The organism is Marinobacter sp. M1C (genome assembly GCF_023314135.1).
GTDB lineage: Bacteria > Pseudomonadota > Gammaproteobacteria > Pseudomonadales > Oleiphilaceae > Marinobacter.
In genome coordinates this window covers 3949478-3964257 of record NZ_CP092289.1, presented here as the reverse complement: position 1 = coordinate 3964257, position 14780 = coordinate 3949478, and the positions used below count along the sequence as shown (strand labels likewise).

The 14780-nt window shown below is 56.6% G+C and carries 13 protein-coding genes; 5 read left to right on the top strand and 8 right to left on the bottom strand.

Annotation, left to right across the window (positions count from 1 at the left end):
- Positions 1–3: 3 nt before the first annotated feature.
- From astD to MIH19_RS18675, 4 genes are all read left to right on the top strand, one after another.
- Complete coding sequence (astD, locus tag MIH19_RS18690) at positions 4–1479, top strand: succinylglutamate-semialdehyde dehydrogenase (RefSeq protein ID WP_249006291.1); 1476 nt, start codon at positions 4–6, stop codon at positions 1477–1479.
- A 64-nt stretch (positions 1480–1543) separates the two neighbouring features.
- Positions 1544–2887: an N-succinylarginine dihydrolase gene (gene astB / locus MIH19_RS18685; protein ID WP_249006290.1), complete on the top strand. Its 1344-nt coding sequence runs from the start codon at positions 1544–1546 to the stop codon at positions 2885–2887.
- An 8-nt stretch (positions 2888–2895) separates the two neighbouring features.
- Positions 2896–4110 carry an efflux RND transporter periplasmic adaptor subunit gene (locus MIH19_RS18680; protein WP_249006289.1) on the top strand — a complete coding sequence of 405 codons (1215 nt, stop codon included), beginning with the start codon at positions 2896–2898 and terminating at the stop codon, positions 4108–4110.
- Positions 4111–4159: 49 nt separating this feature from the next.
- The gene (locus tag MIH19_RS18675; protein WP_349292912.1) at positions 4160–7147 is read left to right on the top strand and encodes an efflux RND transporter permease subunit; all 2988 of its coding nucleotides are present in this window, start codon (positions 4160–4162) and stop codon (positions 7145–7147) included.
- A gap of 37 nt (positions 7148–7184) precedes the next feature.
- On the opposite strand, the gene astE is transcribed toward MIH19_RS18675, so the two are convergent.
- The 5 genes from astE to MIH19_RS18650 all read right to left on the bottom strand — a co-directional run bounded on the left by astE (position 7185) and on the right by MIH19_RS18650 (position 11375).
- Positions 7185–8240: a succinylglutamate desuccinylase gene (astE, locus tag MIH19_RS18670; RefSeq protein WP_249006287.1), complete on the bottom strand. Its 1056-nt coding sequence runs from the start codon at positions 8238–8240 to the stop codon at positions 7185–7187.
- A gap of 27 nt (positions 8241–8267) precedes the next feature.
- Entirely contained in the window at positions 8268–8990 is a 723-nt protein-coding gene (locus MIH19_RS18665) for an ABC transporter permease (protein ID WP_249006286.1), read from the bottom strand.
- Positions 8991–8993: 3 nt separating this feature from the next.
- Positions 8994–9698, bottom strand: coding sequence for an ABC transporter permease (locus MIH19_RS18660; protein WP_249006285.1), 705 nt, complete (start codon positions 9696–9698; stop codon positions 8994–8996).
- Between the two features lie 51 nt (positions 9699–9749).
- The gene (locus tag MIH19_RS18655) at positions 9750–10499 is read right to left on the bottom strand and encodes a transporter substrate-binding domain-containing protein (RefSeq protein WP_249006284.1); all 750 of its coding nucleotides are present in this window, start codon (positions 10497–10499) and stop codon (positions 9750–9752) included.
- Positions 10500–10601: 102 nt separating this feature from the next.
- The gene (locus MIH19_RS18650; RefSeq protein WP_249006283.1) at positions 10602–11375 is read right to left on the bottom strand and encodes an ATP-binding cassette domain-containing protein; all 774 of its coding nucleotides are present in this window, start codon (positions 11373–11375) and stop codon (positions 10602–10604) included.
- Between the two features lie 281 nt (positions 11376–11656).
- Between MIH19_RS18650 and MIH19_RS18645 the strand changes: the two genes are divergently transcribed.
- The gene (locus MIH19_RS18645; protein WP_249006282.1) at positions 11657–12895 is read left to right on the top strand and encodes a multidrug effflux MFS transporter; all 1239 of its coding nucleotides are present in this window, start codon (positions 11657–11659) and stop codon (positions 12893–12895) included.
- Between the two features lie 107 nt (positions 12896–13002).
- Here the strand turns inward: MIH19_RS18645 and MIH19_RS18640 are convergent, their stop codons facing one another.
- From MIH19_RS18640 to MIH19_RS18630, 3 genes are all read right to left on the bottom strand, one after another.
- A complete protein-coding gene (locus tag MIH19_RS18640) occupies positions 13003–13260 on the bottom strand; it encodes a DUF465 domain-containing protein (protein WP_249006281.1) in 258 nt (85 codons plus the stop codon).
- Between the two features lie 217 nt (positions 13261–13477).
- Positions 13478–14185, bottom strand: a complete 708-nt coding sequence (locus MIH19_RS18635; RefSeq protein ID WP_249006280.1) for a Xaa-Pro peptidase family protein — start codon at positions 14183–14185, stop codon at positions 13478–13480.
- Positions 14186–14199: 14 nt separating this feature from the next.
- Positions 14200–14637, bottom strand: coding sequence for an aminopeptidase P family N-terminal domain-containing protein (locus tag MIH19_RS18630; protein WP_249006279.1), 438 nt, complete (start codon positions 14635–14637; stop codon positions 14200–14202).
- Positions 14638–14780: the final 143 nt, after the last annotated feature.

Below are 14780 nucleotides of genomic sequence, written 5' to 3'. Positions count from 1 at the left end.
ACCATGATCAACCTGACAGGTGAACTGTTCATTGATGGCCTTTGGCTAGTCGGCCACGGCGATGAATTTGAATCTTTGCACCCGGTAGCGGACGAAACGATCTGGAACGGCAGCGCCGCTGGTATAGAAGATGTAGACGCAGCCGTGCGCGCCGCCCGCAAAAGCTTCCGTACCTGGCGCAATACCCGTTTTGATGAGCGCCTTGGCATTGTGAAAGCATTTGGGCAATTGCTCGAAGCCAACAAAGAGGCCCTGGCCACATTAATAGGCAGGGAAACCGGCAAGCCGCTGTGGGAATCACGCACCGAAGTTGCGGCGATGATCGGCAAAATCGGTATTTCAGAACAGGCCTACAACGAGCGCACAGGCACCCGTGAATCTGAGGTGGCCGCTGGCCATGCGGTGCTGCGCCACAGGCCCCACGGAGTGGTGGCGGTATTTGGCCCTTACAATTTCCCCGGGCACCTGCCCAACGGCCACATTGTGCCAGCCTTGCTGGCGGGTAATACGGTGATTTTCAAACCCAGCGAACTGACCCCGGCGGTGGCCGAATTCACGGTACGCCTGTGGCAAAAAGCCGGCCTGCCAGACGGCGTGATTAACCTGGTGCAAGGCGCCGCCGCGACTGGAAAAGTATTGGCCGCGCACCCGGGGCTGGATGGCCTGTTCTTTACCGGCAGTTCCGCTGTGGGCCATCGCTTGCACGAACAGCATGGCGGTCAGCCGGAGAAAATTCTGGCGCTGGAAATGGGCGGTAACAACCCGTTGATTGTGCAAAACGTGAGCGACGTGGACGCCGCCGTGCACCACACTATTCACTCGGCGTTTATATCCGCCGGCCAGCGTTGCACCTGCGCCCGCCGACTGCTGGTGCCAAAAGGCAGCAAAGGCGATCTGTTCCTTGAGCGTTTGGTGGACGTCAGCGGCCGGCTGTCGGTGGCTGAATTTGACGCCGAGCCCCAGCCCTTTATGGGTGCTGTCATCTCGCCCGCGGCGGCAGAGAAATTGCTGTCAGCTCAGGCGCAGATGGTGGAGCAGGGCGCAAAAAGTCTGCTGGAAATGAAGCAGCTTAAAGCCAATTCCGGCCTGTTATCGCCGGGCATAATAGACGCCACCGGCCTGGAATTGGCGGACGGCGAGCACTTTGGGCCGTTACTGACCGTATATCGTTACGATAGCTTTGACAGCGCTCTGGAGCTTGCCAATAACACCCGCTTTGGCTTGGCGGCGGGTATTTTGACGGACGACAAAAAACTGTACCAGCGCCTGTTGGAAGAAACTCGAGCCGGTATTGTGAATTGGAATAAGCCGTTAACCGGTGCCAGCAGTGCAGCGCCCTTTGGCGGCATCGGAGCCAGTGGCAACCATCGTGCCAGCGCTTATTACGCAGCGGATTACTGCGCCTGGCCCATGGCGTCGCTGGAAGCCAACGCTAGTGAGCTGCCAGGCACTCTGGCGCCGGGACTTAACTTCGACTGATCCGGGTAGCACATCCACGTTTATCCAAGGCCCGTTCAGGGCCCTCTGCTATGGAATCCTGAAAATGGCAAATCATGCCGTAGAAGCCAACTTTGACGGGCTGGTGGGGCCTACCCACAACTATGCCGGGTTGTCCTGGGGCAACGTGGCATCGAAATCCAACGTTAGTGCGGTGTCTAATCCCAAGGAGGCTGCCCTGCAGGGGCTAGCGAAAATGAAACAGCTGGCTGACCGCGGCTATGTGCAAGGCGTGTTACCGCCTCACGAGCGCCCGCACTTGCCGACCTTGCGGGCCTTGGGTTTTAGCGGCACTGATGCCGACGTGCTGGCGCAGGTGCTAAAGAAATCACCAGACGTGCTGGCGGCGGTGTCTTCCGCTGCGGCTATGTGGACAGCGAATGCGGCTACGGTTTCGCCCAGCGCCGACACCCGCGACCGGCGGGTGCATTTTACCCCGGCCAACCTGGGCGCCAAGTTTCACCGCTCCATCGAGCACGTGGTCACCGGCCGTGCTTTAAAGTCCATATTCAGCGACGAAAGCCATTTTTCCCACCACCCGGCACTGCCCGCGGTGAGCCATTTTGGTGACGAAGGTGCGGCCAACCACACCCGTCTGTGCAGTGATTACGGCGCTCCCGGAGTAGAGTTGTTCGTGTATGGCCAGCGTGCGTTAAACGATAAAGCGAAGGCACCCAAGCGCTTTCCTGCGCGGCAGACCTTTGAGGCGTCACACGCCATTGCACGGCTGCACAATCTGCGCGATGAAGGCGTTGTGTTTGCTCAGCAGAATCCGGAAGCGATTGACGCTGGCGTGTTCCACAACGATGTGATTGCGGTCGGTAATGGCAACACCCTGTTTTATCACGAGATGGCGTTTCTGAATGAAAACTCGACGCTCAACGAAATTCGCGAGCGCCTAACCGGATGTGAGCTGCAAGCGTTGCGGGTAAGCAGCAGTGAAGTACCCCTGGCCGATGCGGTCGCGTCTTACCTGTTTAACAGCCAACTCCTTAACACCGACAGCGGCATGTTGTTAGCCGTGCCGGGCGAGTGCCGGGAAGTGGCCAGCGTGAGCCAGTACCTGGACAAACTGGTGGCCAGCGGCGGGCCCATTACCGCGGTAGAAGTGTTTGATGTAAAGCAGTCTATGCGCAACGGCGGCGGGCCGGCTTGCCTGCGCTTGCGGGTAGTATTGAATGACGATGAGCGGGCAGCCATGCATCCGGGCGTACTTCTAACAGATGTTTTATACGATCGTTTGACTCACTGGGTAGAAGCCCATTATCGTGACAGACTTAGCCAACAGGATCTGGCCGATCCCATGTTGCTGCAGGAAGTAAAAAAAGCGCTGGACGAACTCACCGGCATTCTGGGCCTGGGGTCGATTTACGATTTTCAACGGGGATAAAAACACCCATGGTGCGACCTTATTTGCGCATGGCGTTGCTGGTGGTTGCGGCTTTAACGACTGTGGCGTGTTCAAAATCGACAGAAGATAGCGGCGCTGCTGCGTCTGCAACAGCAGCAGGCCCGGCGGTTGTGTATGTGCGCACAGCGGCGGTTGAAGGCGGCGATGCTCGCGCAGTATCGCTGCGCTTTGCCGGCATAGTGCGTGCCAGCCAGCGCGCAACGCTGACCTTTCAGCTCAGCGGAACCCTTACCGAGCGCAAAGTGGAATTGGGCCAAACTGTAAAGGCCGGCGATGTGCTAGCGCGTATTTACAGCCCCGCACTGGAGCCTGCGCGGGATTCTGCCAGCGCTCGCTTAGATGAATTGACCACCAACTATCAGCAGTCACAACGCGAATGGCAGCGCGCTAGTAGCCTACGCGAGCGCGGTGTGGTGTCGGAACAGGCGCTGGAACAGATCGCCGCCCGCCGCGACGGGCTCAAGGCCAGCGTTGCCACCGCCCGGGCATTGTTAGCCGAAGCCAGCAAAATGCTGGAGGAAAATACTCTGAAGGCGCCATTTTCAGGCCGGGTTGAAGCCTTGTTGGTCGAGCAAGATGAATTTGTTGCCGCCGGTCAGCCGGTGATGCGCATATCTTCACCCCAAGGGCGGGAAGTGGAAGTAAGAGTGCCGGTGTACCTGCTGGACCACGTTAGCCTGGGCGCAAGCTTGCCGGTGTGGTCGGTGCAAGACCGCAGCCAGGCGCCGGTGCAGGGCAGCGTGGTTGAAATCGCCCAGGCCGGTGCCATTCGTGGCGAGTTGCAACCGCTGCTGGTGAACCTTCCGGCTAACTCTCTTAATGCAGGTGTGCCGGTAGAAGTGGGCATTACCCCGCAAACCATCGCGGCCTTAACCGTGCCGTTGCTGGCGGTGATACGTGACGTCAACGCCACTGCCAGTTCCGCTTTCAATCCTCTGTCTAGCTCGAGCTCTAATTCCATACCCTTGGCCAGCCCCAGCTCCAGTGCCAGCTCGAGCACCAGTGTGTTCCTCGTGCGTGATGGTGTTGCCCGGCGCACTCCGGTCACGGTATTGCGGATATTGGGTGAGCGCGTGGCTATTTCCGCCGAAGGCCTGGTGGCGGGTGATCAGGTGGTGTACGCCGGTATGACCAAGCTGGCAGACGGCGACACCGTGATTGAAGCGGCGCACGCTGTGCGCACTCAACCCGTAGAAGGATAGCAACGCCTTGACCACCCGCCGCCTGCTGAATTTTCAACGCTTGCTGGGCATGGTTGTCACCATGCTGTGCCTGTTGGGCATTGCTGCTTACAGCACCATGCCGCGCCAGGAGGACCCATCGTTCCCCTATCGTGCGGGCTTGGTGTCGGTGGTTTATCCCGGCGCCAGCGCCGCGGATGTAGAGCGCCTGGTGATGCAGCCGCTGACTGACGAACTGCGGCAAGTGGAGGAGCTGGATTTCAGCCAGGGCATTGCTCGCACCGGTGTGGCGCTGCTGACTTTGCGCCTGAAAGACACGATTTATGAAACCGATCCGGCGTGGGACCGGGTGCGCCGGGCGATGGACCGGGCACGCCGTGATTTTCCTGACGATGTTGGATTGATGACGTTAGACGACCGCGTGATTGATATTCCGGCGATTGTGCTGGCGGTGGCGGGGTCGCCCTCTGTGACAGAGCTGACGGCGGTGGCCGAGAGGTTAAAGCAGAACCTGGGCGATATCAGCGGCTTGTCCCGGGTTGAGCTGGACGGCGACAGCGATGAACAGATAACCCTGGCGCTGGACGACGCTGCACTTTTCCGCCTTGGGATTTCTCCAGCCCAAGTGTTGGACACCCTGGCGCAGCGCAACCAGACCACGCCGGGCGGCTTTGTGGTGGTAAACGGCCGCCGCCTGTCGATACTGCCGAACAGCGAATTTACCGATATTGAAGCCATACGTGCCACGCCCATTGAGCTGCCAGATGGCTCCCAGGTGCCGCTGGCGGCCGCGGTGGAGGTGTGGCGTGGGCCAGTGGAGCCGCGCCAGCCAGAAACCTGGTATGACGGCGAGCGGGTGGTAACGCTGTCGCTGATAATGGAAGAAGACACCACCGATGCCATTCGCTTTGGCCAGCAGGTGCGGGAGCGATTGCAACAGATTGAGGGTGATTTTGCGCCTTATCAAATTCACGAGATGTTCTTTCAGCCAGACAAGGTGCAGGAGCGCTTGATAGGTCTGGCGTGGAGCTTGGTGCTGTCGGTTCTGATTATTGTAGCGGTGGTGTTCACCGGCATGGGTATACGCATGGGGCTTTTGGTGGCGTCCATTCTGCCGATGGTAGCGTTGATCAGTATTGGCCTTTATGACCTGGGTGGAGGCGTGCTTCATCAGGTAGCCATTATTGGCATGGTGATTTCGCTGGGCATTCTGATTGATAACGCCATTGTGATTGTGGAGAACATACAGGGCCATCTGGATGAAGGTATGCGCCGGCTGGATGCCTTGCGCAAAGCGGTGGGTGAGCTGGCAGGGCCTTTAGGTGCGTCAACCGGCACCACCATCGCCGCGTTTACACCCATGTTGTTGTCGAAAGGCGGTGCCGCCGACTTCACACGCGGCGTGCCGATCATGATCATGCTGACGTTGTCTGTTAGCTACCTGCTGGCTATATCTGTGGTGCCATTACTGGCGGCGCGGTTTCTGAAGGCCCGCCGCGGTGTGAAGGAAGACCGGTTGATTGGATTTGCGCGTTTTCTGGGCGGGCTGGTGTTCTACCATCCCAAGCGCTTGGTGCTGGCGGGCTCGTTATTGGTTGTTGCCAGCCTGGGTATGACGCCGTTTATGGCTCAGCAGTTTTTTCCGAACGCCGACCGGCCACGGGTAATAGTGGAAATGTATCTGCCTGAGGGTACCGATCAGGCCCAGACATCGGCGGTGGCAGCCCAGCTGGAACACGCGATTCGCAGCCAGCCGGCAGCGTTGGACATACAGCGTTTTGTCGGTTTTGCCGGCCCCAGTTTTTACTACAACCTTCAACGATCACCTCAGGCGCCCAACCGTGGCCGACTGGTGATTCGTACGCCCACCCTGGCCGATACCACCGACATGATTCGCTGGGTGCGCACTTATGTGGCTGAAAATCTGCCCGAGCTGGAGGTGGTGGTAGGCACTCTGGCGCAGGGGCCGCCGCGGGCCGCGCCGGTAGAAGTGCGGGTATACAACGCCAACGCAGACGATCGCGCCCGTGCTACCGAACAGGTATTCCGCGCCTTACGGGCGACCGTTGGCACGGTGGACCTGCGTCATGATTTGGATATTGGCGTTCCGGGCGTTGCAATTAACGTGGATGACGCCACCGCTGCGCGCTTTGGTCTGACCCGTGCCGACGTTGCAAACAGTCTTTACGGCCAGAGTTTTGGCATAGTGGCGGAAACTTATCGCCAAGAAGACGACCCGATTCCGCTGGTGTTGCGCTCCCGCGAGGGCACCGCGATTTCCCTCGAGCGGCTGCTGTCGGTGAACATTTACAACAGCCAGGGCGACGCCATACCGCTGGCGGCGCTGGCCTCTGTAGACACCCGTTGGGAAGCGGCGGTGATGTATTCCCGCAATGGTGTGCCAATCAATACGGTAGCGGCGAACCTGGTCACCGGGTTCAGCTTTAGCCAGGCTTTGGATGGCATGAATCGTGTGCTGGAATCCGACCCTTTGCCGCCGGGTACACGGTTGGAGTTGGGCGGCGATGCCAAAGGTTCGGGGGACGCCAACGGCGCCCTGCTAAAGGCTGCGCCCATCGGTATTTTGCTGCTGTTGTTCTTCCTGCTGTTGCAGTTTAATTCCTTCCGCCGGGTGGGCATTATTCTGCTGACCTTGCCGCTGGCCACCGTGGGCATATTCCCCGGGCTGGTGTTGAGCGGCTCGCCTTTCGGTTTTCAATCGTTGTTGGGAGTGGTCGCGCTGGTGGGTATTGTGGTGAACAACGCCATTGTGCTGCTGGATGTGATGGATAGGGAGCTGGATAACGGGCACGACATTTTCAACGCCGTGCGCAAGGCCGTCGAACAACGCACCCGGCCCATTCTGTTGACCACTGGTACCACGGTGGCGGGTTTGCTGCCGCTGGCGTTCAGCAGCTCTACGCTCTGGCCTCCAATGGCCTGGGCCATTATTTCCGGCTTGCTGGCGTCTACCGTGCTGACCCTGCTGCTGATTCCTGCGGTCTGCTCGCTGCTGATCAAAGTGCCGGTAGCCGAACCGGACAACTCACCGGCCTGACCCGTTTTCCGGCTGGTTGTTTGAACTTATGAAACGTTCAAACAACCAGCCGGGATACCAGTAATCCCACACGCTGGCCAACGGGCACATCGCGGTTTGGAAACACAATCGCTTCGGGCTTCTCTCCCACGCGGTAGCGTTGATGACCGTCTTCCCAAATTACGGTGCCCGGCTCATATTCGGTGAAATTGGCCACGTCATCTGGCACGTGAAACTGAAAACCCTCACCGCTGTTCAGAATTTCGTGAACCACCTGAAATACCGCCATTTCTGATGATTTGCCTGCTGTAGCCGCGGAAGCTGGCGTTGGTAATCCGGTTAGGCGTCGTTTTATTGCGTCATGAATACCGTGAAAACGGCTCAGATCGTTCTGGCCGAAAGGTTTCACCTGGCCCAGCTCTACCGTGAAGCTTTGAGCTTTCAGAGCGGATGACGAAAACGAGGCAAAGGTTGTACCGGCCTTGTGTTGCAGTAGCAGGGTATGCACACCTGCTTCCAGTAAAAAGGCGCACTGCTCAGCAGGTACCTGGCGGCCGGTCACAAACGCATAGAGTGCGAACTTCTCCCGCTGGGATGAACGTATGGCTGTGTGCAGGTCGTAGTGGCTCAACGCCAGGCCCTGTGTCTGTGCCTGCTCGGCGAAGGTTTGGCACAGCTGTTCCAGCTGCTGGGCCCGCTCGGCCTCCGGCGTTTCACAGACTTCGTCACGCCGGTGTGCGCCGTTGAACAGTCGGTTCAGGTTGGCGTCAATAAATCGTTTGCCCGTTACCATGGCCTGCGGATTGCCCAGTATCAGCAGGGCGGGGCAGGTAGGTTGTAGGGCGCCACTAATTAGCTGGTTCACCAGCTGATTTAGCACTTCGATAGGCGCGGTTTCATTGCCGTGAACACCGGCCGAAAGAATCATCGCGTCTTGATGGGTGTTTTGGCGGTTTGCTGGCGGGTTAACCTGTAAAATGCCGGTGCCCAGTTGCACCAACTCTCCCCCGCCCGGCAACCCATGGCGGCATTGGGGAAGGGCTTCGCCGGCGTGTTCCAGAGTATGGCTCAGCCAGTCTTGCTTGCTATTAAAAAATGCGCTGCTGGCGGTCATCGATTTCTCTTTATCAGGAATTCGTCGTCAGGATTTCGCCGGGCGCTGATGGCGTAGCAGATGGTTTTCCAGTTTGCGGAACACAAACACCAGTATAAACGTGAGCATCAGGTAAATCAGCGCGACGAATATGAATGCGTCAAAGGGTGCATAGGTGCGTGCGTAAATATTGCGCGCGGCACCGGTCAAATCGACCATGGTAACCACGCTGGCAATAGCGCTGGCGTGCAGCATGAAAATCACTTCGTTCGAGTAGGCCTGAACCGCACGGCGCGCCGCGTTGGGCAGAATAATGCGGCGCATACGCAGCATCCAGCTCATACCGTAGGCTTTGGCCGCTTCAATTTCACCCATGGGCGTGGCGATAATGGCACCGCGGATAATTTCGGTGGTGTAGGCGGCTGTGTTGAGGGTAAACGCCAGCAGGGCCGGGTAGAAAGGCTCGCGAAAAATGAGCCACCAGAAGGTTTCCTGAATACCGGGAATCTGGGCAATGCCGTAATAAATAATGTACAGCTGAATCAGCAGCGGCGTGCCGCGAAACAGATAGGTGTACACCCAGATCGGTCCAGACACAAACGGGTTGCGCACGGTGCGCAGAATGGCCAGTGGTAAGGCGATTACCAGGCCGATCAGCAGCGACAGAAACACCAGCTGTACGGTGGTTACCAGACCATTCCAGTATTCCAGGATGGCCATGGCAGTAAAAATATCGTTCTGGTTCAGCCACTGGCTGATAAAATCTGGCATCAATCAGCTCCCTTGCACCACGCCAACATTGGCGCGTACGTCCAGCCACTTGATAAACAGCTCGGAAACCGCTGTCAGCGCCAGATAAACAAAGGCCACGGGTATAAAAAAGTGGAACGGCATGCGCTCGGCTTTCGCGGCTTCTTCGGCCACCCGCACCATGTCGGTCAGTCCGATAATAGATACCAACGCGGTGGTTTTCAGCAATACCTGCCAGTTGTTGCCAATGCCAGGCAGCGCATGGCGCAGCATTTGTGGAAAGATGATACGGCGAAAGGTATGCCAGCGTGAAAACCCGTAAGCTTGGGCGGCCTCTATCTGGCCGGTGTCTACCGCCAGAAAAGCGCCGCGGAAGGTTTCGGTCATATAGGCACCAAAAATAAGGCCGATTGCGACTACGCCGGAGATAAACGGGTCGAACTGAAAAAAGAAGTCAATTTTGTACGCTTCCCACAACATGTCGGACAGGCTGTTTACCACTAGCTGGCCGCCGTAATAAAACAACAGCATCATAACGATGTCGGGTACACCGCGAATACACGTGGTGTAAATGGTGGCAATAGCGCGTAGCGGGCGATTGCCCGACAGCTTTGCTGAGGCCCCAAGCAGGCCCAGAATTAGGGCAAGGGCCAGCGACAGGAACGCCAGTTCCATGGTCACAATAGCGCCACTTAACAGGTCCGGGCCGTAGCCTTTCAGATCAAGCATGAGATCTTCCGATAATCCGAGGTGGCCAGAGTGGCCACCTCGAAGGCATGATTAAGCCTTGACGTCGTAAGCGAAGTATTTCTTCATGATGGCATCGTAAGTACCGTTTTCCTTAAGAGTGTCCAGCGCCTTGTCTACACGCTCGGCCAGTTCTGTGTCGCGCTTGCGCATGGCAACGCCTACGCCTTCACCCAGTTTTACGGGCTTGCCAATTTCAATAAAACCGTCTTTATTTTTGATAGTTTGTTCGCCCACCGGGTAGTCTACAAATACGGCGTCCAGGCGCTGGCCTTCAAGATCCAGAACCATATCGTCGGCGGTGTTATAACGTTTGATGTTTACAATACCGGTCATGTTTTCAGTGACAAAGGTGTCCATGGTGGTACCGCGCTGTACACCTACGGATTTGTCTTTCATGGCGCTCATGTCGGTTACGTCGACATCAAATCCTTCAGCCGCAAACCAGCCGCCTGGCGTGTTGTAGTAAGGCTTAGAGAAGAGCACTTGTTCGGCACGTTCCGGGGTGATCGACATGGAAGACATGATGGCGTCAAACTTGCGCGCCAGCAGGCCGGGAATCATGCCATCCCAGGCTTGAATGACAAACTCGCATTTAGCGTTCATTTTTTCGCACATGGCTTTAGCCAACTCAACCTCAAAGCCCGTCAGTTCGCCGTTTTCATCTTTGTATTCGAACGGCTCGTAGGGCACGTCGAAAGCAATGCGGATGCTGTCTTCGGCCTGTACCGAGCCGGTCAGCATGGCCAGCGCGCAGCTGGCAGCAATCAGAATTTTTTTCATGGGGAACTCTCCGGTTGTTTGCCTTTAATGGCTTTTTTTATCAGTAGGTCGCACACGGTGCGTATTATGGATACTACGGTACAAAAAGCACGATAACACCGGTTATCCGAACTTGGGAGCCAGAAATTGCTGCATCCGCTCAGATTCCGGGTTGTCGAATACCTTCGTTGGTGAACCTTGTTCCTCAATGACGCCCTGATGCAAGAATAGCACTTGGGTTGAAACGTCTTTGGCGAAGGCCATTTCGTGAGTTACTACAATCATCGTGCGGCCTTCTTCGGCCAGATTCTGCATAACCCGAAGGACCTCGCCCACCAATTCCGGATCCAGCGCCGAGGTAGGCTCGTCAAACAGCATGACTTCTGGCTCCATCGCTAGAGCCCGCGCAATGGCCGCCCGTTGTTGCTGGCCACCCGACATCTGCGCTGGGTAATAATCCTTGCGCTCGTAAATGCCCACCTTGTGCAGATAGCTTTCGGCGCGCTCAATGGCCTCTTTCTTTGGCACCTTCAGCACGTGTATGGGCGCTTCAATGATGTTCTCGAGCACGGTCATGTGTGACCAAAGATTAAAACCCTGGAACACCATCGACAGTTTGGCGCGTATTAACTCAACTTGATGGTTGTCGGCGGGGATGCGTTCGCCTTTGCGGTTCTGCGCAAAACGGATGGGGTCGCCGTGCACAACAATTTCGCCGGACGTCGGCGTCTCCAACAGATTAATACAGCGCAGAAAAGTGCTTTTGCCGGACCCTGAACTGCCAATCAGCGATACAACATCGCCTTTTTGAGTTTCCAGCGAAATGCCTTTTAGCACCTCAAGTTTGTCGAAGGTTTTGCAAATATCCTTACAGATCAAGGGCGATTGGTCCGCCATTGGTGGCTCCTGAGGCTATAAATCAAAGGCTTCTGTTTTACGGACTGTGGCAGTGTAAATCAATACTTTTTATACGGTCTGGCCTGCCCTAATGCAAACACTTTAAGGACACACTCTGGTTTCGCAATAACGCATTTCCGTGAGCATGCTACAATTTATGGTTGCGTGCCCTTTGACTGCTCGATAGTTTGCCAAACTGGCACTGTGTCCAGAGCGAGTTTGTTACCGAAAATACCGACCAGTCCGCGTGAGGGCTGGCACTACTGAAAAGGCAAATGCGCGTGTCACAATTACAATTGGCAATTTTATTGGGAATGACAGTGGCGCTCGGGCCCCTGGCCCTAGATGCTTACCTGCCTGCGTTCCCGCAGATTGCCACGGATTTGAACGTTGACCACACTGATGTCGGGCTCACCCTGAGCGTTTATGTAGGAGCCTTGGGCCTTTCGCAACTGGTGGGTGGGCCGCTGTCTGACCGCTACGGTCGGCAGATTGTTTTGCTGGGAGGCCTGTTTGTGTTCGCTGTTGCTGCGGCCATGGTTGCACAAGCGAGCAGCCTGAACGAAATGCTGGGCTGGCGACTGGCGCAGGGCATGGGCGGCGCCTTTTGTGCGGTGTCTGTGCCGGCTATTGTACGCGATCAGTTTCACGGCAAAGACGCAGCCCGGCTGTTTGGTCTGATTGGCCTTGTTATGTTTATAGCTCCGGCAGCGGCGCCGTCTATGGGGGTAATTTTGTTGGCAGTGGCCGACTGGCCGGCGATATTCATGATGTTGACAGGCTACGCGGTGTTTTTGGCCGTTGTGCTGAAACTGCGTCTGTTTCGCCATCTGCCGGCTAAAGAGCGAATAAAAACGCCGGTATCCACTCTGGTTACAAACTACAGCCTAGTGCTGCGGCATTCGGTGACCATGCGTTTTGTTGGCATACAAGCGTTGTGCTTCAGCGCTATGTTGGTGTTTATCACCCACGCATCTTTTATCTATCAGGAATGGTTTGCCCTTTCTAACACCCTTTTTTCTGCACTTTTTGCCGCCAACATTGTGTTAATGGCCAGTCTGAACATATCTAACCGCTATTTGCTGAAGCACTTCGAGGCGGTGTCGATTTTGCGAGTATCGGTATTGTTGCAGTTTCTTGCGTTGTTGGTGTTAGTGGCGCTGGCCTGGGTTGGAGCTCCGTGGTGGGTCATTGCCGGTTGTATTGTGACGGCCGTGGGTTTTATGGGTTCCATTATTCCCAACAACATGGCGAACGCTCTGGAGTTTTTTCCGCACTTGGGTGGCACGGCTGCGGCGATGCTGGGCGCTACGCAGTTCACTCTGGCTGGCGCCATCAGCGCATTTTCTACCACGGTAGTGGAAGAGTCTTTGTTGAACGTGGTGATTGTGATGGCGGTGTGTTCAATGCTGGCGGCCATACTGGCATTTGGTGCGCCGCGGGCGGTTCGCCGCGAGGTTGCAAAAATCGAAGCTGCTGCCGATGCCGCTGTGTTGCCCGAGCCTGCAAACCCGAGCTAACGGCGGGTTGAAACACCATTGCCGCCGAACGGGCATGCCTGATCAGCAGAACGATAATACCGGCGGCAACGGCAGACATACTCAGTCGATATCAAGTCGCGTGAGGGTTAGCTTGCGGAAGAGGCTTCATAATCCTTGATGATTGCGGAGAGTTGGTCCTTAAGGTTTAATCTTTTTTTCTTCTGAGTTTCCAGGTAGTCATCGGATGTTGTTTCTACTTCAGTTTCAATACGATGCACTTCGTGCTGTAAATCGTGGTACTCCTCAAACAACTTGGCGAAGTGCTGGTCAGACATTTTTAGCTTGTGGATCGTATCTTTGGCTTCCGGAAATTCATGGATCAGGTCATGTTTTTCAATGGGCATTGAGAGACTCCTGTGATGTGTTGAATCGCTTCCTCAGGTCCAGTGTAGGCCCTTTGGGAATGCGTTGATTGATGCCGGTCAAAGACACTGCAAGGTACGGCCACGACGGCAGAAACCGGAGCTGGGTGTTGCCTTGCGCGCTGCGGCAACCTCCTATCCTAGCTGTTTAACCCTTTGCCTGCTTGCTAGCGGCGCCGAAAATATGCATTTGCTGCCTCTATAGGAAGATTTCCCTGAGAGAGAGCGTGTTTGTAGTGATGCGTTCGGCCCCGGTGGCTGTAATGCGGACCGTTTCGCTGAAACCGACGCCAAACTCGCCCGGCTTGCGCAGGCAGATTGGCAGATGAAAGACCATGTCTTGCTCCAGAATTGCCGGGTTGTCTGTGGTTATAAACATGGAACCGGCGACCCAGGATGGCGGAAACGACGCACCGACCGGGTAGCCAAATACGCCGGAGAAAAATGCACGGTTGACGATTGGCGCTAGCGCGAGTTCGCCTGCGCGGGCTGCCGAGGCGAAGCTTGCACCGGCGCGCGCGGCCGACATCACTGCTGCCAGAACTTCAAGACAGACCGCATGAAATTCACGAATTTCGGCGGAAGCTTCGCCAACGACGGCGGTACGCATCATAGGCGCGGTGTAGCGTTTGCGAACCGCACCGAATTCGGTGAACACCACATCTCCGCGTGCAACCTCATAACCCGCATGATTGGTGTGAATGATGCCGCTGCGCGCGCCAGTCGTCACAATCGGTTGCATACTCATGAATTCGCTGCCCGCCCCCAGCATGGAGCTGGCACCGGCCCGGGCAATTTCATGGTCGACCACGCCCGCTCGTATCACGGCCGCTGCTGCGTCCATGCCGGCGCTGGTAATGGCGGCGCTTTCGGCAAGATACGCCAGTTCGGCAGACGATTTAACCAAGCGAACACGATCGATCAGCGCGCCGAAAGCAGTCCGGGCCGAAAAGAGCCCGCCCAAGGGTTGAAGCCAATTCGCGGCGCCGCACGGCCCGCCGTGCGGCGCACTTGAGCAGCCAGATCGCTTGCCACTGTTTCGGGCGCCTGCCACGGATAGCCGATAACATCGTCCACCCGGCTCAGATACACGGCGGGGCCCATCTCAATGGCCGGCACGAACAGCACGGTTCTATCAAACGCGACTAGCAGCACGCACTGGACCGAGACCTCGAAGGTCGTGTATCCGGTCAGATAACACAGTTCGCTGGCTTCGGTCAGTAGTAACAGGTCAAGTTCGGCTTCGGCCATTCTCTGACGAACAGAGGCGAGCCTTGCCTCGTATTCGTCCGGTTTGAACGCCAGTATGGGCTCGGGGAAGTGGCTTTGCAGTTTTTCGCGGTAGGTAAGGTAATCCATAAAATGATCGCTCGCCGTTGCGGAAGCAGGCCCTCATTAGTGGTTCATTCACTCCCCGTTTGCAAGGAAAAAAGGTTCGGATTGCCATGGCGATTAACGTCACTCAGCAACTGGTTCGTCTTAGTAACCCGTGTGCAGTGCAA

Bases quoted from the DNA above. Each gene is read 5' to 3' on its own strand.
- astB (WP_249006290.1), top strand. From the start codon at position 1,544: ATGGCAAATCATGCCGTAGAAGCCAACTTTGACGGGCTGGTGGGGCCT.
- MIH19_RS18665 (WP_249006286.1), bottom strand. From the start codon at position 8,990: ATGCCAGATTTTATCAGCCAGTGGCTGAACCAGAACGATATTTTTACT.
- MIH19_RS18660 (WP_249006285.1), bottom strand. From the start codon at position 9,698: ATGCTTGATCTGAAAGGCTACGGCCCGGACCTGTTAAGTGGCGCTATT.
- astE (WP_249006287.1), bottom strand. From the start codon at position 8,240: ATGACCGCCAGCAGCGCATTTTTTAATAGCAAGCAAGACTGGCTGAGC.
- MIH19_RS18655 (WP_249006284.1), bottom strand. From the start codon at position 10,499: ATGAAAAAAATTCTGATTGCTGCCAGCTGCGCGCTGGCCATGCTGACC.
- MIH19_RS18680 (WP_249006289.1), top strand. From the start codon at position 2,896: ATGGTGCGACCTTATTTGCGCATGGCGTTGCTGGTGGTTGCGGCTTTA.
- MIH19_RS18640 (WP_249006281.1), bottom strand. From the start codon at position 13,260: ATGCCCATTGAAAAACATGACCTGATCCATGAATTTCCGGAAGCCAAA.
- MIH19_RS18675 (WP_349292912.1), top strand. From the start codon at position 4,160: ATGGTTGTCACCATGCTGTGCCTGTTGGGCATTGCTGCTTACAGCACC.
- astD (WP_249006291.1), top strand. From the start codon at position 4: ATGATCAACCTGACAGGTGAACTGTTCATTGATGGCCTTTGGCTAGTC.
- MIH19_RS18650 (WP_249006283.1), bottom strand. From the start codon at position 11,375: ATGGCGGACCAATCGCCCTTGATCTGTAAGGATATTTGCAAAACCTTC.
- MIH19_RS18630 (WP_249006279.1), bottom strand. From the start codon at position 14,637: ATGGATTACCTTACCTACCGCGAAAAACTGCAAAGCCACTTCCCCGAG.